21 protein-coding genes are annotated in these 21,623 nt (G+C 69.8%); 11 read left to right on the top strand and 10 right to left on the bottom strand.

Translation table 11 applies throughout. The annotated features are described in order from the left end of the window. Both WAF18_RS03230 and WAF18_RS03225 read right to left on the bottom strand, forming a co-directional pair. Positions 1-1,770, bottom strand: coding sequence for a potassium-transporting ATPase subunit KdpA (locus WAF18_RS03230; RefSeq protein ID WP_337243844.1), 1,770 nt, complete (start codon positions 1,768-1,770; stop codon positions 1-3). A gap of 31 nt (positions 1,771-1,801) precedes the next feature. Next, the gene (locus WAF18_RS03225; RefSeq protein WP_337243843.1) at positions 1,802-2,506 is read right to left on the bottom strand and encodes a TorF family putative porin; all 705 of its coding nucleotides are present in this window, start codon (positions 2,504-2,506) and stop codon (positions 1,802-1,804) included. Between the two features lie 466 nt (positions 2,507-2,972). On the opposite strand from WAF18_RS03225, the gene WAF18_RS03220 reads away from it, so the two are divergent. From WAF18_RS03220 to cls, 10 genes are all read left to right on the top strand, one after another. Continuing rightward, on the top strand, positions 2,973-3,323 hold the full coding sequence (locus tag WAF18_RS03220) for a hypothetical protein (RefSeq protein ID WP_337243842.1): 351 nt from the start codon (positions 2,973-2,975) through the stop codon (positions 3,321-3,323). A 246-nt stretch (positions 3,324-3,569) separates the two neighbouring features. Then, entirely contained in the window at positions 3,570-3,992 is a 423-nt protein-coding gene (locus WAF18_RS03215) for an H-NS histone family protein (RefSeq protein ID WP_337243841.1), read from the top strand. Between the two features lie 82 nt (positions 3,993-4,074). Beyond that, positions 4,075-4,323 carry a helix-turn-helix transcriptional regulator gene (locus WAF18_RS03210; RefSeq protein WP_337243840.1) on the top strand — a complete coding sequence of 83 codons (249 nt, stop codon included), beginning with the start codon at positions 4,075-4,077 and terminating at the stop codon, positions 4,321-4,323. 292 nt (positions 4,324-4,615) lie between these two features. Continuing rightward, the gene (locus tag WAF18_RS03205) at positions 4,616-5,323 is read left to right on the top strand and encodes a DUF3348 domain-containing protein (RefSeq protein WP_337243839.1); all 708 of its coding nucleotides are present in this window, start codon (positions 4,616-4,618) and stop codon (positions 5,321-5,323) included. Positions 5,324-5,336: 13 nt separating this feature from the next. Next, positions 5,337-7,688: a DUF802 domain-containing protein gene (locus WAF18_RS03200; protein ID WP_337243838.1), complete on the top strand. Its 2,352-nt coding sequence runs from the start codon at positions 5,337-5,339 to the stop codon at positions 7,686-7,688. Further along, complete coding sequence (locus WAF18_RS03195) at positions 7,685-8,323, top strand: OmpA family protein (protein ID WP_337243837.1); 639 nt, start codon at positions 7,685-7,687, stop codon at positions 8,321-8,323. Before WAF18_RS03200 ends, WAF18_RS03195 begins: the two co-directional genes overlap by 4 nt. Further along, positions 8,313-8,933, top strand: a complete 621-nt coding sequence (locus tag WAF18_RS03190; protein ID WP_337243836.1) for a DUF2894 domain-containing protein — start codon at positions 8,313-8,315, stop codon at positions 8,931-8,933. Before WAF18_RS03195 ends, WAF18_RS03190 begins: the two co-directional genes overlap by 11 nt. Positions 8,934-9,531: 598 nt before the next feature. Further along, positions 9,532-9,768, top strand: a complete 237-nt coding sequence (rpmB, locus tag WAF18_RS03185) for a 50S ribosomal protein L28 (RefSeq protein ID WP_047137660.1) — start codon at positions 9,532-9,534, stop codon at positions 9,766-9,768. A 13-nt stretch (positions 9,769-9,781) separates the two neighbouring features. Continuing rightward, positions 9,782-9,946, top strand: coding sequence for a 50S ribosomal protein L33 (rpmG, locus tag WAF18_RS03180; RefSeq protein ID WP_047137659.1), 165 nt, complete (start codon positions 9,782-9,784; stop codon positions 9,944-9,946). A gap of 251 nt (positions 9,947-10,197) precedes the next feature. Next, positions 10,198-11,619: a cardiolipin synthase gene (cls, locus tag WAF18_RS03175; protein ID WP_337243835.1), complete on the top strand. Its 1,422-nt coding sequence runs from the start codon at positions 10,198-10,200 to the stop codon at positions 11,617-11,619. A gap of 22 nt (positions 11,620-11,641) precedes the next feature. Here the strand turns inward: cls and WAF18_RS03170 are convergent, their stop codons facing one another. Then, positions 11,642-12,184 carry a DUF924 family protein gene (locus tag WAF18_RS03170; RefSeq protein WP_337243834.1) on the bottom strand — a complete coding sequence of 181 codons (543 nt, stop codon included), beginning with the start codon at positions 12,182-12,184 and terminating at the stop codon, positions 11,642-11,644. A gap of 102 nt (positions 12,185-12,286) precedes the next feature. Between WAF18_RS03170 and WAF18_RS03165 the strand changes: the two genes are divergently transcribed. Beyond that, a complete protein-coding gene (locus tag WAF18_RS03165; RefSeq protein ID WP_183424782.1) occupies positions 12,287-12,700 on the top strand; it encodes a hypothetical protein in 414 nt (137 codons plus the stop codon). Positions 12,701-13,203: 503 nt separating this feature from the next. Here the strand turns inward: WAF18_RS03165 and WAF18_RS03160 are convergent. From WAF18_RS03160 to WAF18_RS03130, 7 genes are all read right to left on the bottom strand, one after another. Then, positions 13,204-13,887 (bottom strand): RES family NAD+ phosphorylase, encoded by a 684-nt coding sequence (locus tag WAF18_RS03160; RefSeq protein ID WP_337243833.1) that lies wholly within the window; start codon positions 13,885-13,887, stop codon positions 13,204-13,206. 1 nt (position 13,888) lies between these two features. Next, entirely contained in the window at positions 13,889-14,290 is a 402-nt protein-coding gene (locus WAF18_RS03155) for an MbcA/ParS/Xre antitoxin family protein (protein WP_337243832.1), read from the bottom strand. 113 nt (positions 14,291-14,403) lie between these two features. Beyond that, positions 14,404-15,234, bottom strand: coding sequence for a protein tonB (locus WAF18_RS03150; RefSeq protein WP_337243831.1), 831 nt, complete (start codon positions 15,232-15,234; stop codon positions 14,404-14,406). Between the two features lie 94 nt (positions 15,235-15,328). Further along, complete coding sequence (locus WAF18_RS03145) at positions 15,329-18,619, bottom strand: ankyrin repeat domain-containing protein (protein ID WP_337243830.1); 3,291 nt, start codon at positions 18,617-18,619, stop codon at positions 15,329-15,331. Continuing rightward, positions 18,612-18,884, bottom strand: coding sequence for a YcgL domain-containing protein (locus WAF18_RS03140; RefSeq protein ID WP_337243829.1), 273 nt, complete (start codon positions 18,882-18,884; stop codon positions 18,612-18,614). Before WAF18_RS03140 ends, WAF18_RS03145 begins: the two co-directional genes overlap by 8 nt. A gap of 76 nt (positions 18,885-18,960) precedes the next feature. Continuing rightward, entirely contained in the window at positions 18,961-19,974 is a 1,014-nt protein-coding gene (gene cydB, locus WAF18_RS03135) for a cytochrome d ubiquinol oxidase subunit II (RefSeq protein WP_337243828.1), read from the bottom strand. Further along, entirely contained in the window at positions 19,974-21,371 is a 1,398-nt protein-coding gene (locus WAF18_RS03130) for a cytochrome ubiquinol oxidase subunit I (protein ID WP_337243944.1), read from the bottom strand. The genes cydB and WAF18_RS03130 overlap by 1 nt, the downstream gene beginning before the upstream one ends. Positions 21,372-21,623: the final 252 nt, after the last annotated feature.

Genomic DNA, 21,623 nt, shown 5'->3' with positions numbered 1-21,623 from the left:
TCAAGTCCCCACGTGGGCCGAGGCCAGGGCCAGATGCTCGGCCACAGGGCCGAGCACCAGCACCGGCATGAACTGGAGAAGCGTGAGCACGGCGACGATCGCCAGCAGCGTCATCGCGAAGGTCGGCGTCTCGATCCGCAAGGTGCCGGCGCTCTCGGGCGCCGCGCGCTTGGCCGCAAGCAGCGCCGCGATGACCAGCGGGAGCACCAGCGCCGGATAGCGACCGAGCGCGAGCGCCACGGTCGTGGTCAGGTTCCACCACATCGACGCATCGGCCAGGCCTTCGAAGCCCGAGCCGTTGTTGGCGAACGCCGATGCGTACTCGTAGAACACCTGGCCGATCGCGTGCGCGCCTGGATTGGAGGTGCCCGCCAGCGACGGCATCGCCAGGGTCGCCGCAGTCAGGCCCAGCAGCACCACCGGCTGCAGCAAGACGAGCACCGCCAGCAGACGCACCTCCGGCGCCTCGATCTTGCGGCCGAACAGCTCCGGCGTGCGCCCGGTCATCAGCCCGGCCACGAACACCGCCAGCAGCAGGTAGACCAGGAACTGCTGCAGACCGCAGCCGATGCCGCCCCAGATCGCATTGACCAGCATGTTGCCCATCGCCACCAACCCGGTCAGCGGCGCCGCCGAGTCGAGCATCAGGTTCACCGAACCGTTGTTGACCTGCGTGGTCAACGCCGCCCAGGCCGTCGAAGCGTCGACGCCGAAACGCACCTCCTTGCCTTCCATCAACGCCGCCGCGACCGGGGCCGGCCCGTGGCGCTCAGCCCAGAGCGCCGCGGCCCCCGACAGCAGCGACATCGTCAACATGCACCCGAACACCAGCGCGGCAAATCGGCGCCGGCCGGTGAACGTGCCGACCATCGCCACGACCGACATCGGTAGCAACACGATCGCCAACAGCTCCAGCAGGTTGGACAGCGGCGTCGGATTCTCCAGCGGCGCAGCGCTGTTGGGCCCGTACCAGCCGCCGCCATTGCTGCCCAGTTGTTTGGCCGCGACCATCGCCGCGACCGGGCCGAGCGGAATCTTCTGGCCGGTCACTTCCGCACTCGTGTCGAGCGGTGTCGCCTCGGGCCCACCGGCCAGCGTCGAGGGCACGCCCTGCGCCGTCAGCAGCAGCGACCACAGTAGACACAGCGGCAGCATGACGCGCACAGTCGGGCGGACGACATCGGCCCAGTAGTTACCGACATCGACGCGCGCCGTTGCTGGCCTGTGCCCATCGCCGGCCGGGGCCGCGACGACGTCGGGCGCCACGTGCATGTCCGCTCCGGCCTGCAAGGCCGCGCGGCCTCCGAACAGTCCACGCAAGGTCGCCACGACCAGCGCCAGGCCCATCATCGGCGTCGCCACCTGCAGCCCGACGATCGCCGTCATCTGCGCAAGATGCGAGAGCTGTGCCTGGCCGGCGTAATGCTGCTGATTGGTGTTGGTCAGGAACGACATCGCCGTGTGCAATGCCAGGTCCCAGCGCATGTTCGGCGCCCCGTTGGGATTGAGCGGCAGCCAGGCCTGCCCCATGAACACTGCGGTCGCCAGGACGAGCAAAACGATGTTGCTGGCAAGGAATGCGCCTGCGTACGCCTTCCACCCCATGCCGACAGTCGGGTCGACGCCGAGCAATCGGTACAGCGGCCGCTCCAGACGTGCGAACACGCGATCGCCCGGCGCCGGCCCGCCGCGCATCACCATCGCGAGATAGCGCCCAAGCGGCCACGCCAGCGCGGCAGCCAGAGCAAGGGGGGCCAGAAATTCGATCATGACGCGCATCCGTAGCGACGATAAAACACGGTCAGAACGACGCTTGCAGCGCCGCCTCCATTCGTGAACCGGCCCAGCCGCCGAAAGCGCGCTGCGCCGACGCACTGGTGTCGTGCACTGTCAGTCGCAGCGCCAGCGGCGCTGCGAGCGTCCACACCACGCCCGCCTGGACGTGGGTGTAGTCGTTATCGCCGCCCGCCGCGTGCAGCCGATAACGCCCGACCGCGAGCTCGAACCAGAGACGGTCGTCGACGGGGATCCGCACACCCATCTGTGCATAGGTGCCCGGCGCACCACTGGCCAATGCATCGGACGCATGCGCCAGTTGCAGCCAGGCGCGCGTGCGCCAGGTCAGCGTGGCACCGAGCTCCGTCCAGTCCAGATCGACCGCGGCACCGGGATAGCGGTAATGCGTGAGCCCGGCGTCGAGCACGAACGCCTCCGACAACGGCCCGGTCCAGCCGGCCACGAGGTCGAGCTCGTGCGAGGCAGCGGTCTGCGGCGCGAAGCGCACGTCCGAGCCCCATGCCTGGACATATAGCCCACGCTTGCCGGCGATCCTGATGCCGGCCTGCAGGGCCGGCCCCGCATCGCTCTGGCTGGTGCCGCGCCAGACATAATCGCTGGTCAGCGCTGCGCTGCCCGACCAGTCAGCAGCTGCAGCGCTGCCGAGCGACGGCGCCAACAAGGCGAGCGACAGCGCAACCCGGCGCGTGGGGGCGACACGACACTCCATGGCATCAGTCCTGGCGGACAGGCTCCGCCGATGCCGCGCAGTCTCGGCGCCCCGGCCATAAAGTCTCCATGCGTCGACACCGCCGCGGTCGTAAATTCGTCGTAAATCCGATTGACAGCGAGCCCGCCAAGGCGCGAGGCCGCATGGTCTGCGCATATTCGCGCCGCCCTCACGCGGGCCGCCAAATCGGTTGTGAATGCTCGCCGACCTTGCGGACACGTCTACGGCGGCACAGCGCCCGATCGACGCGTGCCTTCGATGAACGATTTACGTGGCGTCCCGGTTCCCGAACGGGTCGTTTGGTTTACAGGCGCTGATTCTCGCCGCAGTCAGGATTTTGAAAATACGCTCCGGCCAGCGACGTAGATGGCGTCGGCCAGGGACTGCACCGGTGCCACATCCACCCGACGTCGTCGCCGAATCCGTCGCTCGGCGGCCGCGCCCATCACAATAAGAAGAGGTTCCCATGCGCCCGATTGTCATCTTGCTGGCCTTGCCTGCAATCTTGCTTGTTGGCTGTTCGTCCACCTCGCGCTTCGTTCCCGTGGGCAATGGTGTCTATGAAGTGGCGGGGCATTCTGCGACCGCCTTTTCAAGCGGCGGTGCGCAGCGCATCCGTCTGATCGAAGAAGCCAATGCCTATTGCGGCCGCCAGGGTCTCCGCGCGACCGTGGTCGGCGCTGAAGATCGCGACGGCAAGCTCGGAGACTTCGCCACCATCAGCGTCCCTTCGCATCATCATTCGGGCAAATCCACGGCGACGTACGCCACGTCAGGCAAGCGCGCAACTGCGGACGTCAGGTTTCGCTGCGAGTAGGCGAGTCCGAGGGCCCGGCGCCAGACGCCGGGCCGTCGTTGCATCATCGAGCCGATACGCACGCGAGGCGCTGGCATCGCTCGGCGCCGCCGCGTCAAAACTGTCGACGGGCGCGCCCGATCCGCCAGGCGGCACGCATCGACAGTCCGGACAGCGCCTGCACGCCGCCTCATCGGCCCCCGGCCCGACGCGAGCGGCGCAGCTTGCAGGCTTGACACCTCATCGGCTCGGCCCGACGCTGACGGCATGAAGATTGAAATCGATGCGCTCGGCGTGCGCGAGCTCGATGCCCTGTTGGCCGCTGCCGAGAAACGCAAGACAGTGTTGGCCCGCCGGCGACCGCTGGCCGCCGTGCGCCAGGACCTGATCGCATTCGCTGCGTCCCAGGGCTATGCGATCGAAGAACTCATCGGCACCCCGCCTCCGGCTACGGCGCGCAACGCCGTGGCCCCCACCAGAAAGCGCAAGCGCGCCAAGGCCGCAGTGAAGTACCGCGACCCCGACAACCGGCGCAACACTTGGTCGGGCCGTGGCCGCATGCCGCGCTGGTTGGCCGAGAAGACCCGGCGCGGTCACAACGCCGCGGATTTCCTCGTTCCCGGGCTCGCCCGCCCGACTGCGAAGAAGAGCGCCCCGATCGGTAAGCGGACGGTGTTCAAACAGGGCTGACAGAGCACCGGCCACGTGATCCTGTTTCCGGATAACGGGATTCCGGATATACGGTACGCCCACTTTTCATGAGGATGCCCGTATGCCCGGCAAATCGATCCACAAGCCCGAGTACAAGGTCCTGCTGGCCCTGTTGACCGAGATGCGGGACAAGGCGGACCTCAAGCAAGCACAGCTGGCCGAACGGCTGGAGCGGCCCCAGTCCTACGTCAGCGACGTCGAGCGTGGCGTGCGCCGGCTGGATCTGCTGCAACTGCAGGAGTACTGCCAGGCCTGTGGTCAGGACCTGGTGGCTTTCGTCAGAAAATTTGATAAGGCGACGCGCGCCTGATGCTGGCGGCTCGGCGCACCATTGACGCAAGTCCGCGCCATGGCCTGCCCCTTCGCCACGTCGCGCCCCGACCTCGATAGGCGTACGGGCGTCGGCCCGGCTCCTGAATGGCCGTGCAGCTGAATCCCAACCTGCGAAGCCGCGACGGGCCACGACCTGCTCGCGGATGACCCGGTGCCGCACAGCCTGCGAAGCACAACCGCGGCTTTCGACGCGGCAGGCGTCCGCCGTTGCGCCGACCCCTGCGCCGCCGGGCCCTGTAAAATCGCCGTTTTTTGCGCGCCTGACCTTCGTGGATCCCTCGCCCCGCCCCGCCCTCCAGGGTCCGACGTTCGTCCGGCTACTGGCCCGACTGACCGATGCCGAGGCGGCGCGGGCGGCGTTGGTGCCGGCCGATCGGCTGAGCGAATGGATCGACTGGACGCGGGCGGTGGCGCTGTCGAAGGTGCTCGACGCACGGCCGGCGGCCCCGGACGCGCCATGCGCGCCCAGTGCACACGACTCTGCCGCCGCCTGCGCACGGGTCCGCGCGACCCTGGCCGAGGCCATCGCCAGCGCACCCGAACTGGCGACAGCCAAGGCTGACGCATCGTCCGCCGGCGCCGATCCGATCACCAGCGACACCGCGCCCGATTTCACACCGCTGCGCCAGCGCTGCCTGACCCTGCAGCGCGCGATGCAGGCCGCCACCGGGCGGCTGCGCGGGGAACTGCGCGAAGCGCTGGCCCAGCGCTCGGCGCAGGCGGCGCGGCTGGCCGAGGTCGATGCGGTCATGGAGGGCGCGCTGGCCCCGCGCGAGTCCGCGTTGCTGGGCGCGGTGCCGACGCTGCTCGAAGCGCATTTCGAGCGGTTGCGCGCCGCCGCGGCCGAAGCACAGGCCACGACGCACGACGCTTGGCTCGATCATTTTCGCAGGGACATGCAGGGCGTACTGAGCGCCGAGCTGGATGTCCGTTTCCAACCGGTGGAAGCGCTGCTCGCCGCGCTTCGTGCCCCCTGACGCAGTCATGCCCATGTCCTCACGTTCCCGCGCGCTGTCCCTTCTCCCCGCACTGGCGTTCGCGCTGGGCCTGGCCGCAATCGCCTGGATCGCGCTGGGCTACCTCGGCACCAACCCCTTGGCGCTCGCGGTGACGCTGCTGATCGGCGTCTGCTATGCAGCCGGTGCGCTGGAGCTGTGGCGTTATCGCCGCGCGAGCGCGACGCTGGCCGATGCCGTCGCCGGACTGTCGACAACGCCGCCATCGCTGGGCGACTGGCTTGACCGGCTCGACCCGTCGCTGCGCGCGGCCGTGCGTCTGCGGGTCGAAGGGGCGCGGACCGCGCTGCCGATCCCCGCGCTCACCCCGTATCTGGTCGGCATGCTGGTGCTGCTGGGCATGCTCGGCACCTTGCTGGGGATGATGGCGATGCTGCGCGGCACCGGACTGGCGTTGGAAACCGCGACCGACCTGCAGGCGATTCGCGATTCGCTGGCCGCGCCGGTCAAGGGGCTGGGCTTTGCGTTCGGCACATCGATCGCGGGGATCGCGAGTTCGGCGATGCTGGGCCTGGCATCGGCTCTGGTCCGCCGCGAGCGGTCCACGATCGTGCAGGGACTCGACGCCGCGATCGCGACGACGCTGCGCCCGCATTCCCACGCCTACCGGCATGAAGAGACCCTGCGCCTGCTGCAGCGCCAGGTCGATACGATGCCGGCGCTGGTCGACCGGCTGCAGGCGATGATGGCGACGATCGAGCAGCAGGCCGGCGCGACGGACGAGCGCCAGGCGGCGCAGCAGGCCGCGTTCCACGCCCGCACCGAGACCGTGTACACGCAGCTCGCCGCCTCGGTCGAGCGCTCGCTGCAGACCAGCGTGGCGCAGAGCGCGCAGGCGGCGACCGCGGCGCTGCAGCCGGTGTTCGAGACCACGATGGCGGCGCTGGCCCGCGAGACCACGGCGCTGCAGACACGCGTGGCCGAAGCCGTGGACCGCCAGTTGCAGGCGTTGACGCAGGGCTTCGAGGCCTCGACGCAGGCCGTGGCCGCACGCTGGGACCAGGCGCTCGACGGCCAGCAGGCCACCAGTGCCGCACTGACCGGCGAGTTGCAGGCGGCGCTGGCGGAGTTCAATGCCAGCTTCGAGCAGCGCGCCAGCGGGTTGCTCGACGCGGTCGTCGCGCGTCTCGATGCCACCGCTGCGCAGGCCGCGACACTGCACGACACGGTCGCCGACGGGGTGGATCGTCAATTGCAGGCGGTCACCGCCGGCCTGTCGGCTTCGACGGCCGAGGTCACCGAGCGCTGGCAGCAGGCGCTGGCCGGCCAGCAGGCCGCGCAGGCTGCGCTGGTGAACGATCTGCGCCAGACGCTGGCGGGTATCGATGAGACCTTCGAACAGCGCACGACGACGCTGGTGGACGGCGTCGCGACGCGACTGGAAGCGACCACCGGCCAAATCGCCGACGGCTGGCGCAACGCGCTGTCGCGACAGACCGACGCGCACGATGCGCAGGCCGGCCGCCACGAACAGGCGCTGACCGCGGCCGCAGCCGCGTTCGAACGCCACTCGGCCGCCTTGCTCGAGCGCGTCGATGCCTCGCATGGCGCGTTGCAGTCCGCGCTCGCCGAGCAGGACCGTGCCCGGTTGGCCGCCTGGACCGATAGCCTGGCCGCACTTGCGGGCGCGCTGCGCGAAGACTTGGCGCAGGCGGGCGCGGAGACCGCCCGTCAGCAGCAGGCGATCTGCGACACGCTGGCCGCCACCGCCGACACCATCGCCGCGCAGACCCGCACCCATGCCGGCGAGACGATCGCCGAGATCTCGCGGCTGATCGACACCGCCTCGCAGGCGCCGCGGGCCGCGGCCGAGGTGATTGCCGAACTGCGCCAGTCGCTGTCCGACAGCATGGCCCGCGACACCGCGATGCTGGAGGAACGCACGCAGATGCTGTCCACGCTCGACACCTTGCTGGGCGCGGTCAACCACGCCTCGACCGAACAGCGCGCAGCGATCGACGCATTGGTCGCGACCTCGGCCGACCTGCTCGAACGCGTGGGCACCCGCTTCACCGATCACGTCGAGGCCGAGACCGGCAAGCTCGGCGCAGTCGCCGACCAGGTGACGATCGGCGCGGCCGAAGTCGCCAGCCTGGGCGAAGCCTTCGGCGCCGCGGCGCAGGTGTTCGGCGAGGCCAATGCGCAGTTGGCCGAGCGCCTGGCGCGGATCGAGGACACGCTGGAGAAGGCCCTGGCGCGTAGCGACGAGCAGTTGGCCTACTACGTCGCGCAGGCGCGCGAGGTCGTGGACCTGAGCGTGCTGGCGCAGCGGCAGATCGTCGAGGAACTGCAGCAACTGGGCGGCCGTCAGGCCGGCGCGGCATGAGCCTGGAACTCGACAGCGACGATGCCAGCGCCGCCCCTGTCTGGGCCGCATTCGGCGACCTGATGTCGGTGTTGCTCGGTGCGTTCGTGCTGATCCTGGTCGGCGTCATCGGCGTGCAATTGCAGTTGGAAATGAAGCTCGACGCCGAGATCGCGCAACGCCAGGCCGAGCAGCAGCGCCTGCAGACGCTGGAGCAGGCCCTGGCCGCACCGCTTGCGGCAGGTCGCATTACGCTGGTCGACGGCCGCATCGGTATCCGCGGCAGCGTGCTGTTCGCCGATGCCTCCGACCAGTTGCAGCCCGAGGGCCGCGACCTGCTGCGCAGCCTGGCCGGCCCGCTGTCGGAGTACCTGGCCTCGCGCGACGAGATCCTGATGGTCAGCGGCTTCACCGACGACCGCGCGCTGCGCGACCGCCTCCACTTCGCCGACAACTGGGACCTGTCGGCGCAGCGCGCGCTGACCGTGACCCGCGCGCTGGTCGGAGACGGGGTGCCGGCCGATTCGGTGTTCGCCGCGGCCTTCGGCGCGCAGCAGCCGGTCGCCTCGAACGCCGACGCCGAAGGTCGCGCACGCAATCGCCGGGTCGAGATGGCCCCAGTGCCGCGCAACCCGGCCGCGCGCGATGGCCACTGAAGCCACCCAGCCCGCGGCCCTGCATGCCCGGCTCGACGCCTGGCGTGCCCAAGGCCTGGACCGGCGCCAGCCGCTGCGCGTGCATGCAGTGGCGGCATTGCTGCAGCGCGCCGAACGTCTGCACGGGTCCCCGCGCGAGGCGCTGCTGCGGCGTGCGGGCGCGCTGGCTGAGACACTGGATGCGGAGTCCGCAGCAGCCGCGACTGAGGCCACGCGCGAGCGGGTGGCGCCCAGTCCGCTGCGCGCGCTGGCGGGCTCAATGTGCGCCGGAGACGACGCGGTGCGCTACCCAGAGCTACCTGCGCTCGATACGTTCCGGCGGCTGTGGTCGGCCGTGCGCATCGGTAGCCAGGTGCGGCGTTCGCTGGCGAAGACGTCCGACGATGCCGGCCCGCTCAACTCGGCCCGTCTGGTGCACCGCTCGCTGACCCTGATGCGCCAGGTCTCGCCCGACTACCTGCAGCACTTTCTGGCCTATGTGGACACGCTGTCCGGCCTGGCGCAGTTGCAGGAGGCCGGTGCCCTGCCGGGCCAGACGGTGGCGCCGACGCCTGCGGGCAAGCCGCGCGCCAAGCCGAGATCGCGCCGGCGGCAGGGCGAGGGCAGCTGAAGCAGGCCCCCACCCGCCGCGCCGGGGCGCGGCGACCTTGGCGCCCTCCCCCGTATCGCGGGGAGGGCTGGGGTGGGGGCGCTTCCCGGCGACAGCCCGTCCCCCCCACACCCGCCACGCTCCGCGCGGCGACCTTGGCGCCCTCCCCCGCATCGCGGGGGAGGGTTGGGGTGGGGACGCTTCCCGGCGACAGCCCGTCCCCCCCCACACCCGCCACGCTCCGCGCGGCGACCTCCCCCGCAAGCGGGGGAGGTGTGAGTTTCAGCGCGGCCTGTTCCGCTGGCCGAGCCGACCTCGCTCACGCGGGCCACGTTTCACGGCATTCCAGCAAGCCCGTCTTCACTTGCCTTGCATCCCAAGACCCGTTCCGGCAATATGGCCGGCTCGTTGCGTCCGGATCATGGCGACATGCTCCCGACCCGCCCGGGGAAGCGCGGTCTTCCCGGCGGCGGTGCGACGAGAGGTTCGACTCCCGTACCGCGCGACGGCCTTGCCGTCGGGGCCGCCATCTCCCTGGCCAAGGGCGATACCGTTCGCGGAACATCCTTTCCGCAGGAGCCCGACTCATCGTCGGACTTCCCATTGATCGAGGTGCACCATGTCCCGAGTCTGCCAAGTCACCGGCAAGCGCACGACGACCGGCAACAACGTCTCGCATGCGCTCAACCGTACCCGCCGCCGTTTCCTCCCGAACCTGCATGAGCGCCGGTTCTGGGTCGCCAGCGAAAACCGCTGGGTGAAGCTGCGTGTGTCCACCAAGGCCCTGCGCACCATCGACAAGAACGGTATCGACGCCGTCCTCGCCGAGCTCCGTGCCCGCGGCGAGAAGATCTGAGGAGTAACGCAACATGGCAGGCAAGCGCGACAAGATCCGTCTGATTTCCTCGGCCAACACCGGCCATTTCTATACGACGGACAAGAACAAGAAGAACACCCCCGGCAAGATGGAGATCAAGAAGTACGATCCCGTCGTCCGCAAGCACGTGATCTACAAGGAAGGCAAGATCAAGTGACCTGACCGCGCGCTCGCCTTTTGCGAACGCCGTCGCGTCCTTCCCGCAGCCGCGGGATCTGGAAAGCCCGCCGCAAGGCGGGCTTTCTGCGTTCTGGGCACGTGCGGGATGCCGCTGGCGCACCACCCCCAGGCACAAGGAACAGCGCCCGGTCCGCCCGCGAGCGGCCATTCGATGCCTCCTCGCCCTGCGGATGTGCATCCAATCCCAGGTCTGCGCCGTAACCACACCGGCCCCGGCACAATCGTCCGATGGACTGGCACGCCCTGAACCTCGGACTGGCGATCCTGATCGCCGACTGGACGATCCGGATCGTCGCCCTGCTGTGGATTCCCTCGCGCACCCGCCCGGCGGCGGCGCGCAGCTGGCTGTTGCTGATCGGCTTCGTCCCGCTGGCCGGGCTGCCGCTGTATCTGCTGTTCGGCCATCCCTGGCTCTCGCGCGACCGCATCGCGCGCCAGCGCCAGGCCTCGCAGGTGATCCGCGAGGAGCAACTGCCGCTGGCCGACCTGCGCTGGACACCGCCCGATACCGGCGCCTCGGCCGAGATGGCGCCGCTGCTCGAACGGCTGGGCGACTTCATGCCCACGCACGGTAATGCAGTGCAGCTGATCGACGACTACGACGGGGCGCTGCAGGCGCTGCTGGCCGATATCGACGGCGCGCGCACCCGCGTCCATCTGCTTTATTACCTGATGTTCGACGATGGCACCGGCGAGGCGGTGACCGAGGCGCTCGAACGCGCGGCTGCACGCGGCGTGACCTGCCGGCTGCTGCTCGATGCGGTCGGCGCCAAGCGCGGCCTGCGCCGCTACGCGCGCCGACTGCTCGCGGCAGGGGTACAGGTCCACGCGATGCTGCCCGGCGGGCTGCAGTGGCGCCGCAGCGGACGCATGGATCTGCGCAACCACCGCAAGGTCGCGGTGATCGACGACACCGCGGCCTATGTCGGCTCACAGAACCTGGCCGATGCGGACTTCATCGTCAGCGCGCCCAACCGCGAGCTGGTCGCGCGCGTGCAGGGGCCGGCGCTGGCGCACCTGGAGGCGGTGTTCGCCAGCGACTGGTTCATCGAGACCGGCGAGCGGCTCGCGGTCACCCCGACCACCGCGCTACCCGATGCCGATGTCGCCGCGCAGCTGCTGCCCAGCGGCCCGGCGTATCCGTTCGAGAACGCGCGCGATACCGTCAACGCGCTGATCCACCTGGCCCGGCGCCGGCTGGTGCTGACCACGCCCTATTTCGTGCCCGACGACGCCACGCTCAGCGCGCTGCGTATCGCCGCGCTGTCGGGCGTGGAAGTGCAACTGATCCTCTCGGCCAGCAACAACCAGCGGCTGACCGCGTGGGCACAGACCTCGTACTACGGCGAACTGCTGGAGAGCGGCATCCAGATCGCGCTGTACCGGCCGCACTTCCTGCACGCCAAGCACATGAGCATCGACGACGAGATGGCGCTGGTCGGCTCGATCAACCTCGACATCCGCTCGTTTGCGCTCAACGCCGAGATCGGCCTGCTGGTCTACGACCGCGATGTGGTCGCACGCATGCGCGCGATCGAGGCCGGCTATCTGGCCGACGCCACGCCGGTGACGCTCGAGGACTGGCAGCGGCGCCCGGCCTGGCGCCGCAGTCTGGAGGGCATCGCCCGGCTGGCCGACTCGTTCCTGTGACCGCTGCGCGGCCCGTGCGCCGCTAGAAGCCGCCGCCGGCGTCGAGCCAGGCCTGCTCTTCGGACGTATTGGTGCGGCCCAAGACATGATTGCGATGCGGAAAACGGCCGAAACGCGCGATGACGTCCAGGTGCGCCTGCGCATACTCGCGGTAGGTCGCGATCCCGATATCGGCGAACAGCTGCACCGACCGCTGCTGGTCAGCCAGGTCCTCGGAGTGTTCGAACGGCAGGTAGACGAAGCCACGCAGGGCGTCCTCGTGCGCGCGGTCGAGACCGGCGGCCACCAGCGCCTGCGCATGGTGGCGGGCCAGGGCGTCGGTTGCGAAGGCGTGCGCGCTGCCGCGGAAGATGTTGCGGGGGATCTGGTCGAGCAGGATCAGCAGCGCCAGTCCGCCCTCGGCGGTCTTGGCCCAGTGGTCGAGCTCGCGGCGAGCCGCGGCGAAATGGGCGTCGCGGAAGCGGCGCTCGCAGTCGCGGTCGAAGGCGTCGCCGCCACCGAACCACTTCGCCATGCCGGCCTCGCGCCAGAACGTGGTCACCGTCTCGGGACGTATCGTATCCATGGGGCGAGCCTAACGCGGCCGGGCGCGAAAAGACGCGAAACGCTGCCAACATCACAGGCCCCGACCTATACTTCCCGCCCTCTCTCACCGATGGATACCGCCATGCGTCGCATGTTCCGCCTGTTGCCCGCGCTTCTCGTCCTGTCCGCGGCCTTCCTGCTGTCGGCCTGCCAGCGCGGCGAGGCCGACAAGGCTCTGCTGCAGGCACCGGCCGTCGGCGATCTGTACGCCGCCGAGCTCAGCGCCTTCTCCGATTACGAGTTCACCGACGACAAGCAGACCGCGATCGACCCGGCCTACGGCCTGATGAAGGTGGTGGCAGTCGAGGACGACGGCGTGGTCGTCGTGACCGAGAACGCCGCCCTGGGCACCCGCGACCGCGCTCGCTCGGACATCAAGGACCCGTCGACCATCGTGTTCGATGACAGCGAGCGCATCTCGATCTCCAAGGCCGACCTGGCCAAGGCCTATGAGGACGACCTGATCTACGTCGTGCGCCGCCCCACCGCGGAGTGAGCCACGCGCCATGCCAGACGAAAAGCCCGGCTTGTGCCGGGTTTTTTGTAGTTCGCGTTGCAAGTGCGGGAATGGGAGTTCTACTTCGGATGGGAGCGGCCTGCCAGTCGGAAGCCGCTTTCCCCTCGGCAAGGCATCCTGCCTTGACTCGGGCGCGCGCCATCCATGGCGCGCTCGACGCGGCCACCGTCCGTCAGTCCGCTGCTATGAATGCTTGCAACCCGACTTCGGGTGGACATGAAGTCGCCCGCCGGAAGAAGTCGCGCACTGTCGGCCTCAGTGCGTCGTGCTGGTCGGGGATTGCGGTAGCGGGCCAGGGATGGCCCGCGGCGGCGAGTCAGCCAGGGATGGCTGACCGAGCCGGGGAGCAGTCCCCGGCCGGCGCGACGCGCGCTCCGAAGAGGAGCCCCTAATCGAGCGAGCAGAAGCAAGATTCGCTTGACTTCGGAGGAGAACCTTTCTTTCTGGACCCCGGCCAGCGCGGTGGACGCGCGTCAGCGCTACTACCGCGCGAGTGCGAGCAGTTCGGTGCCGATCGCGACGTGGGTGATCGCCACGCCATCCCAGTGATAGTGCAGGTGCGGCCCCTGGCGTGCGGGCGAGACCAAGTCGGGATGGAAGGCCGCGATACACTGGCCGCCCGGCTGGCGCACGCTGTCGTAGACGATGCCCTCGCTGCCGGCCGCGCGCAGCGCGACGGCCGCACGCTGGCTGGCGGCATAGCTGTCGGGATCGTGCAGCGCCGGCCAGCCACCGCGGATATCGTGGAAGTCGCCGGCCACATCGGCCAGATAGCTGCGCAATTGCAGCACGCAGGGCGGCTCGCGCGTGTGCTGCAGGAAGCGGGTGCGGTGATAGACGGTCTCGGCGATCGCGGTATCGCGCTCGCGGGCGGCGTAGTAGACGCCGAACGTCCCGTCCGCGAAGCGCGAACCGTCGCGGTTGGGATGGGTGAAGGCGGCCATGATCGCGGTGGTTCCGGGGCCGGCGATCCGACGCCCGGGCGGCACCAATTGAATCCTTCCCAGTTCCTGGCGCAGCCGCGGATTGGTCATGCCCTCGAGCTCGAACAACGCCTCGAGATCCTCGGGATCGGCGATCGCGTCGAAAACGCCGACCGGTGGAAACCGGCTGGATACGATGCGATGGCTCGGCCGCCACGCGATCGGGCGGACCGGCGGCGTCACCTCAATTCCAGCCGCGCTGGGCATCGAGATACTCGCGGACCACGTACAGGTCGGCGACATGGCCGCCGAGCATCCGCTCCAACGCCGACGTGCCGCCGAACGGCGGCGCGGTGTTGGCCCGATGCACCCAGCCGTCGGCCTGCGCATCGTCGGGGAACAGGATGTGCAGCGCCTTGTAGATGCCGAGCAGGTAGCTGATGCGCTCCAGCACGTCGCCCGAGACCGCGCCGGCGCGGTCACGCTTCCAGCGGAAGTAGGTCGACCGCCCGGGGTTGCCGAGTAGCCGCCGTTCCTGGTCAGCGCTCAGCCCCCAGCGCTCGGCGATGTTGAAGAACGCCTTGAGGGCCGGGCCGGCGAGATCGCGGCGGGTCGAGGGGATCAGCGGCGCTTCGTGGATGTGCATGGCAGACCTCCAAGTCCATGAATAGGACTTAGCGCCTGTTATAGTCCCAAATGGGACTCGATGCAACCGCGTGCCGACGCCGACGCCAGCACGGTTCACAGTGGCGCCTTTGGTCAGCCCTCCAGCGGCGTCAGCAGCCGGAAGCGCGACTCTGCGGCATGGGCCGTGCCCGCAACCAGCGTATCCGGGCTGAAGCCCGGCGGATCGGGCAACGCCCAGGCCGGGCTGCTGCGTGGGCCGGGATGGTAGGCGCTCCACTGGCCGTAGCGCTCACGATCACCGTAGAAGGAGAACTCCACAGGAACGCGCACGAGCCAGTAGCCTCGCTCCGGCGTCGACCCATCGCTAGGCGGCGTGAACTGCCAGCGCCTGGCCGTGCGGCGCACGGACTTGGACAGCGATTCTCGGATGGACGCCATCTCAGGCGCAGAACCCAATGCGGTCAGGTTCACCTGCTCGATCGCGACATCGCGAACGCTGCCGTCGGGTGCCACCTGGACAAGCGTATAGACCGTACCCTTGCCGCCAATCGACGCAACCTCTGTGGGGTAGCGTGGACGCTGCAAATTGGAACTGCGCACGGTGCGCGTATCCTCGGCGGATGCCTCGTCGCCGAAATGCGCGCTGCGGATGGCGATCTGCATCTGGTTCTCGCCGGCGGGAACCGCGACCAGGCGCAGGCTCATCTTCGCGCGTGCCGCGACGGGCGCACCGCCGTCGAGCACTGGCTCGAACTGCATCTGCGGGACGAAGCGCCGCACCAGATTCACGGCCTCCGCTGGCAACTTGTCTTCCTGGTCGAGCGCGTAGCCCGACACAGCGCCATCGCGTTCGATATCGACGGTCCCGGTCACCAGCATGCTGGCCTCGACCTCGCTGCGCATCTGGCGCGCGTTCTGCGCGAACACCGGCGGCAGACACAGCGCCAACAACGCGAGCAGCACAACGACACGCCTGCAAACCATGATTGCATCCTGCATTGATGGGCCGGCCATCATGCCCACCTGAACAGACCGACGCAACGTGGATTCGTTGAGCTCAGCGCTCGCGCAGGAACCGCGCCATCGACACGCCGTCCTGCGCCGGCACCGGCGTGAACTCCGCCGCGACGTCGACGAAGCCACGCATCACCGCGATCTCCCGCGGCGTACGATTGAGCGTGTCGCGCAGGTCCGGATCGGCCCCGGCGCGCAGCAGGCGTCGGGCCAGGCGCAACTGTCCGTGCAGGCCGGTCAGGTGCAGCGGCCCGAAACCGCGCGGATCTTGTGCGTCGAGCGACACGCCCTCGTCGAGCAGGTGTTCCATCGCCGCCAGCACGACATCCTCGTCGCAGGCGGTGCCGGGCTCTGCACGCGCACCCAGCAACAACAGCAACGGCGTCACCCCGCCAGCCGCGGGCGCGTCGATCTGGGCACCGGCCAGCAGCAACGTGTCGAATAGCGCCAGCAGGCGTGTGCGATCGCGCGAGGTGAAGCCGTACAGCGCCGCGCAATGCAGCGGCGTCAGGCCCTGGGCGTCGGTGGCGTGGATGTCGGCACCGGCCGTGAGCAGGCGTGCCGCCAGGTCCGGCAGGCCGAGTGCGGCAGCCAGCATCAGCACGCTGACCTCGCCGGGCAGACGCTGATCGAGCGACGCCCCGGCCGCGAGCAGACGATCGACGACCGCAGCATGGCGCATGCTGACCGCCGCCGACAGCGCGGTCGCGCCCGAACGGGCTGCGCAGGTCGTGTCGGCACCGCGCGCGAGCAGCAGATCGACGACCGCCAGATGCCCGCCACCCGCTGCGCGCAGCAGCGCGGTGCAGGCCTGGGCGTCGGGCGTGTCGATATCGAAGCCCAGATCGAGCAGCCGGCGGACGGCATCAGCGTCGCCGGCCGAGGCCGCCTGCGGCAGATCCGTGGCCGCGAGCGCGCGACGCGGCAGCGCCCAGCCCTGCCAGTCCAGCCAATCGGCGAGATCGCGCCGGCCGGCCGACAGCGCGACACCCAGCGGCGTCTGTCCGTCGGCAGCCCGCGCCGATGGCGATGCGCCATGACGCACCAGCGCCTTCAGCGCGCCTTCGCGGCCGAGCGCGGCTGCCAGATGCAAGGCGGTCATACCGCGCGAATCGCGGGCATCGGGATCGACGCCCAATCCGGCCAAGCGCTCGACCAGCCGCGGCCATCCCAACCGGACCGCCAGCGCCAACGGCGGATCGCCCTGGGGTGACGCGGCAAACGGATCGGCGCCACGCGCCAGCAACTCCAGCGACAGCCCTTCGAACGCGCGCGCCGCATGGTCGCCCTCGACGCAGGCCGCCAGGTAGGCCGCCAGGCCGCCCGCACCGGCCGGCGACGCGCCATGGCGCAGCAGCACCTGCAGCACCGGCAATGCGTCCGGCGCGCGGGCGAGCAGCGCGGTCAGCGGTGTGCGGCCGTCCGCATCGCGCACGTTGGGATCGGCGCCATGGGCGAGCAGCCACTCCACCTGTTCGAGCGACGGCGGCGATGCCGGGTCGGCCAGCAGACTGCCCAGCTCGGCAGGGCCGACCAGCCGCAACAGGTCGCCCAGTTGCGCCTGCCGGCCTTCGCGCAGCCCGGCGCGCAGCAGCACCAATGGCGTGCGGTCGCCTGCGGTGTCGTCGCCGTCCACGTCGAGATTGACCGGGAGGGGGTAATCAGGATCGAGCAGCCGGACCAGCGACCAACGCCCGGCCTCGGCTGCTCGGTCGACGGCACGCTTGCCATCGCCATCGACCACATCGGCCGGTACGCCCAGCGCGAGCAGGCGTTGCACCAGCGCCGGCGACGCCGACTCGGACGCGCAGGCAAGCATGATCGCGTTGCGCCCAGCGATATCGACCGCGGCGACGTCGGCCTCCGCGGCCAGCAGCGCATCCAGCGCGGCCAGGCTGCCGCCGCGCGCGGCATCGAGCAGCGGTGTGCGACCGTCGTTGTCGCGCGCACGCACGTCGGCGCCAGCTGCCAGCAGGGCCGCCAGGATCTCGGTATGGCCGTGCGAGGCGGCCACATGCAGCGCACTGCGGCGCTGGCGATCGCGCGCATCGACCCGGCCCTTGTGGCGGATCAGCAACTGCACGCCGGCCGCATCGTCCTCGTCCCCGCCGGCCGCCGCCAGCAGGGCCGGCGTTGCGCCTTCGACCTCGGGTCGGGCGCCGTGCTCGAGCAGGAACTTCGCCAGCCGCCAGTTGCCCGCGGCGCAGGCCACCCCGAGCGGGGTCAGCGCATCGTGGTTGGTGACATCGAGTTCGGCGGCCGCATCGCGCAACAGCGCGACCACGCCCGGGTCGGAACTGCGCGCGGCCAGATGCAGCGGCGTATTGCCCTCATGATCGGTCACCCGCGGGTCGGCGCCATTGGCCAGCAGGGTCATCACCGCGTCGGGCCGGCCATGCCAGCTGTCGCGCGTGGCCGCCAGCAACGGCGTCATGCCCGCATGCGCGGCGTTGACGTCGACGCCGCGCGCGATGAGTTCGCGCAGCAGCCGCAGATCGGGCAGCACCGCCGCCAGCACGGCGAGGCTGCGCTGGTCGCGCGTCTCGGGCGGCGGCAGCGCGCGCACGTCGGCGCCAGCCTCGATCAACGCCAACGCGCGCTCGACCCGGCCTGCACGCGCCGCGGCATACAGCGCCACTTCGGGATCGGCGTCGACCGGCTCGTCGAACAGGGCGGCGGCCGGGTCGCCGGGCATCTCCACCACCGGCATCGGCAGCGCCTGCGGCGCAGCGAGCCGCTGCAGGCCAACGTGCAACAGCCACCACGCCAGCGCAGCGGCCACGGCCAGGCCGACCCGCACACCCGGCGCCAGCGTCGGCAACCAGGCCGGTGCGAGTGCGATCGCGAGCGCCGCAGTCACCGCAGCGGCGACCGCGATCCCACGCGCGGCACCGACGTCCTGGTCGGCCAGCGCTCGCCAGTGCGCGCGCAGTTCGCCGCCGTCGCGTTCGATCGCGTGCCACAACGGCCAGGTCCGCCAGACGCCGACCATCACCAGGCCGACCGCCACACTCAATCCAAGCGCACCGCCCAGATCGCCGCCGCGACGCAGCGCAGCCAGCGGCCAGGCCGCCAGCAGCGCGCCGGCAGCGGCCGCGCTCACCCAGGCGATCGCCAGCGCACGCACGTCGGGCCAGGGTGAGCGGCCATTGGCACCACCCCGCGCACGGCTGCGCACGACCAGCGCAAAGGCCGGCTGCGCCAGCACGCCGGCCACCGCCGCCGGCACACCGCCCAGCAGCGTGCACGCGACCAAAGCGAGCGCCGCGGCCAACGCGATGGGAAACCGTCGCTGCGGAGCCGTCGGCACGGGGCGACGCGGATGCTCAGGCATCTGTGCTCCAGTCGTCGGTCAGCGGATCGGCCACCGCCCGCGGCGGCATCTGCAGGTGGAAGCCTTGCGCCTGCAGGTTGTGACGCACCTGCGCCGGGTTCTCGCGGGCGAGCCGACGCTCGGGTGTCAGCGTCACCTCGAGCACGAACGCCAGCGTGCCGAGCTCGGCGCGCAGCGGATCGGGCAGGACGTCGAACGCGTCCCTGGCAGCGAGGTACACGTAGGTGTCCGCCTTGCGCTGACTTTTGTAGACGTAGGCGTGCATGTGCGCAGAATCGGCGATATGCGCCGAATTGTGCGGCAAAAGGACCGCCTTGGGTATCGCGCGGGCCGCGCTGCGTTCAGTGATAGCCGGCGTCGGCCTGCACCTTGCCGCGGAATACCCGGTACGACCACGCGGTGTAGCCCATGATCAGCGGCAGCAGGACCACCAGCCCGCCCAGCACGAACATCTGCGACGACGGCGGCGACGCCGCCTCCCAGATGCTCAGCGACGGCGGCACGATGTTCGGCCAGATGCCGAGCACCAGGCCCGCAAAACCCAGCACGAAGAACGCCAGCGTCAGCAGGAACGGGCGCGCATCGCGGCCTTCACGCATCGCCGCGCGCCACAGCCAGAGCACATTGAGCAAGGCCAGCACTGGCACCGGCGAGAGCCACCAGAAGTTCCCGTCCTCGAACCAGCGCGCCATGATCCGCGAGTCGAGGAACGGCAGCCAGGCGCTGACCAGCCCCATGAAAGCAGCCACGACCAGCACCAGCGGCCGAGTCAGCGTGCGCGCGATCAACTGCAGCCGGCCCTCGGTCTTGAGGATCAGCCAACTGCTGCCCAGCAACGCGTAGCCAAACACCACCGCCACGCCGGTCAGCATCGAGAACGGGCTGAACCAGTCGAGTGCACCGCCGGCGTACTTGCCGGCCTCCAGCGGCATCCCCTCGACCAGCGCGCCGAGGATCACCCCTTGCGCGAATGCGGCCAGCAGCGAGCCGAGCGCGAACGCCGCCCCCCAGAACCGCTTGCCGCGCCGAGCCTTGAAGCGGAACTCGAACGCCACCCCGCGGAACACCAGCGCGATCAGCATCAGCAGCACCGGCAAGTACAGCGCCGAGAGCACAATCGCGTAGGCCCGCGGGAACGCCGCCAGCAGTCCCGCGCCGCCCAGCACCAGCCAGGTTTCGTTGCCGTCCCAGATCGGAGCGGCGGTGTTCATCATGTGGTCGAGCTGTGCTTCGTCTTCGGCGAACGGCGCCAGCACGCCCAGGCCCAACACGAAGCCATCGAGCAGCACGTACATCAACACACCGAAGCCGATCACGCCGAACCAGACCACCGGCAGCACGGTCGCAAGCTCCATCAGTCCTCCCCCACCGGGCCATCCGCCGCCGAGATCGGCCGCATCGGCGTGCGCTCGCCCGCGTCGTGGTCCGGGCCATCGTCGAACGGCTGCGGTCCCTTGCGGATCATCTTCACGATGTAGCCGCCGCCCGCGCCGAATACCACCGCGTAGGCGATCGCGAACGCCGACAGCGACACGATCACGCTGGTACGGTCGATCTCGCTGACCGCCTCACTCGTGCGCAGCAGGCCCTGGATCACCCACGGTTGGCGGCCGATCTCGACCACGAACCAGCCCGCCAGCACGGCGATGAAGCCGCTGGGCGCCATCAACCGCCAGGCATCGAGCAACCAGCGCGAGCGCAGCAACGTGCGTCGCCGCCAGGCCCACAGCGACACCGCGGTCAGCACCAGCATCGCCATGCCGATCCCCACCATGACCCGGAAGGCATAGAACACCGGCGCCACCGGCGGCCGGTCCTCCGGCGGCACCGCGGTCAGCGGCGCGATAATGCCGTCCCAACTGTGGGTCAGGATCACGCTGCCCAGGCGCGGGATGGCGATCTCGTAATCGTTGCGCTCGTCGTCTGGATTGGGCACCGCGAACAGCACCAACGGCACGCCCGCACCGGGCGCGCCCTCATGCCAGTGCGCCTCCATCGCCGCGAGTTTCACCGGCTGCACCTCGCCCGTCTTCAGGCCATGCAGGTCGCCGACCACGATCTGCAGCGGCACGGTGATCGCGGCGAATGCGATCGAGAGCTTCAGCATCCGCGCGCCAGCCTCGACATGCTCGCCGCGGCGTAGGTACCACGCCGCGACACCGCCGACGACGAAGCAGGTGGTGATGAAGGCCGCCAGCACCATGTGTGCCAGGCGATAGGGGAAGGAGGGATTGAAGATGACCGCCATCCAGTCGGCAGGATGGAAGACCCCGTCGACGAGCTCGTAGCCGGCCGGCGTATGCAGCCAGCTATTCGCCGACAGAATCCAGAAGGTCGAGATCAGCGTGCCCACCGCTACCAGGCAGGTGGACAGGAAATGCAGTCGCTCCGAGACCCGCCCCCAGCCGAACAGCATCACGCCCAGGAAGCTCGCCTCCAGAAAGAACGCGGTCAGCACTTCGTAGCTGAGCAGCGGCCCGAGGATGTTGCCGGCCGCGACGCTCAGCGCCGACCAGTTGGTGCCGAACTGGAAGCTCATCACGATGCCCGACACCACGCCCATGCCGAACGACACGGCGAAGATCCGCAGCCAGAAGAAGTACAGATCGCGCCACACCGCCTCGCGCGTGCGCAGCCAGCGCCACTCCAGGAAGGCCAGCCAGCTCGACAGGCCGATCGTGAAGGCGGGAAACAACACATGAAAGGAAATCACGAATCCGAACTGGATCCGAGACAGCAGCAGCGTGTCCAACGCCGACGCTCCTTGCGTGAAACGGTCGGGCATCGAGTGTGCGGCACCTGTCGTGAAACCGGGGTGCGGTCGATCGTCGCATTGCAGGCCCGACGTGCAGGCTCGTCACGCAGCGCGAGCTGCGCCGGTGTGCTGCCATGCGCGGATGGAGATCGGCGTGCGCCCGCAGCGCTGTCGAACGATGCGCAGGCATTGCGCACGCGCTCGCGGCGCCAGCACGCCCATGACCTTCGCCAGAGCGGGCCTCCGCTG

Source organism: Luteimonas sp. gir, assembly GCF_037198055.1.
GTDB lineage: Bacteria > Pseudomonadota > Gammaproteobacteria > Xanthomonadales > Xanthomonadaceae > Luteimonas > Luteimonas citri_A.
Note: the sequence above shows the minus strand (reverse complement) of the source record. Positions and strands in the feature narration are given on the sequence as shown.

Excerpts from the sequence above, each read along its gene's own strand:
- WAF18_RS03230 (WP_337243844.1), bottom strand. The coding sequence starts at position 1,770 with ATGATCGAATTTCTGGCCCCCCTTGCTCTGGCTGCCGCGCTGGCGTGG.
- WAF18_RS03225 (WP_337243843.1), bottom strand. The coding sequence starts at position 2,506 with ATGGAGTGTCGTGTCGCCCCCACGCGCCGGGTTGCGCTGTCGCTCGCC.
- WAF18_RS03220 (WP_337243842.1), top strand. The coding sequence starts at position 2,973 with ATGCGCCCGATTGTCATCTTGCTGGCCTTGCCTGCAATCTTGCTTGTT.
- WAF18_RS03215 (WP_337243841.1), top strand. The coding sequence starts at position 3,570 with ATGAAGATTGAAATCGATGCGCTCGGCGTGCGCGAGCTCGATGCCCTG.
- WAF18_RS03210 (WP_337243840.1), top strand. The coding sequence starts at position 4,075 with ATGCCCGGCAAATCGATCCACAAGCCCGAGTACAAGGTCCTGCTGGCC.
- WAF18_RS03200 (WP_337243838.1), top strand. The coding sequence starts at position 5,337 with ATGTCCTCACGTTCCCGCGCGCTGTCCCTTCTCCCCGCACTGGCGTTC.
- WAF18_RS03195 (WP_337243837.1), top strand. The coding sequence starts at position 7,685 with ATGAGCCTGGAACTCGACAGCGACGATGCCAGCGCCGCCCCTGTCTGG.
- WAF18_RS03190 (WP_337243836.1), top strand. The coding sequence starts at position 8,313 with ATGGCCACTGAAGCCACCCAGCCCGCGGCCCTGCATGCCCGGCTCGAC.
- rpmB (WP_047137660.1), top strand. The coding sequence starts at position 9,532 with ATGTCCCGAGTCTGCCAAGTCACCGGCAAGCGCACGACGACCGGCAAC.
- rpmG (WP_047137659.1), top strand. The coding sequence starts at position 9,782 with ATGGCAGGCAAGCGCGACAAGATCCGTCTGATTTCCTCGGCCAACACC.
- cls (WP_337243835.1), top strand. The coding sequence starts at position 10,198 with ATGGACTGGCACGCCCTGAACCTCGGACTGGCGATCCTGATCGCCGAC.
- WAF18_RS03170 (WP_337243834.1), bottom strand. The coding sequence starts at position 12,184 with ATGGATACGATACGTCCCGAGACGGTGACCACGTTCTGGCGCGAGGCC.
- WAF18_RS03165 (WP_183424782.1), top strand. The coding sequence starts at position 12,287 with ATGCGTCGCATGTTCCGCCTGTTGCCCGCGCTTCTCGTCCTGTCCGCG.
- WAF18_RS03155 (WP_337243832.1), bottom strand. The coding sequence starts at position 14,290 with ATGCACATCCACGAAGCGCCGCTGATCCCCTCGACCCGCCGCGATCTC.
- WAF18_RS03145 (WP_337243830.1), bottom strand. The coding sequence starts at position 18,619 with ATGCCTGAGCATCCGCGTCGCCCCGTGCCGACGGCTCCGCAGCGACGG.
- WAF18_RS03140 (WP_337243829.1), bottom strand. The coding sequence starts at position 18,884 with ATGCACGCCTACGTCTACAAAAGTCAGCGCAAGGCGGACACCTACGTG.
- cydB (WP_337243828.1), bottom strand. The coding sequence starts at position 19,974 with ATGGAGCTTGCGACCGTGCTGCCGGTGGTCTGGTTCGGCGTGATCGGC.